At 55.7% G+C, this 395-nt stretch carries 1 tRNA gene (only partly in view); it reads left to right on the top strand.

From position 1 onward, the window contains the following. Positions 1-344: 344 nt before the first annotated feature. Positions 345-395 (top strand) — tRNA-Leu (locus tag NZ653_10150); it runs 33 nt beyond the window's last position.

Here is a 395-nt window from a genome sequence, read left to right as displayed (position 1 = left end):
GGCGCTCCACCATGTTCTCGCCTCGCCCGTCCTACAAACGGATGTATCCCACGCTGCGCCTCCATGCAGCCCTCTCATGGGGATACGCCTCGAGGCAGCTACCTGTAGTATACCACCGCCGACTTCGCGATTCCTGCTTCCTCTCGACCGATTTCACAAAGTTCGCTTCTCAATCACAGATTCCTGCTTAATGAGGGACAAGCCAAAGTTCTCTGCTAAGTGAAGTCCCATCGCCATCTGATGGCGACTGGATCAGATTCGGCGTGACCTGTTCCGCCAGCAATTTGCGGCGACTTTTGCGACCTCTGAGCTTGGCAAAGGTATAATTGACAGGATGAGATTGCGCCCGGGTGGCGGAATGGCAGACGCGGGGGACTTAAAATCCTCTGGGGCAA

It is taken from the genome of Anaerolineae bacterium (assembly GCA_025062375.1).
Taxonomy (GTDB): Bacteria; Chloroflexota; Anaerolineae; order SpSt-600; family SpSt-600; genus SpSt-600.
Note: the sequence above shows the minus strand (reverse complement) of the source record. Positions and strands in the feature narration are given on the sequence as shown.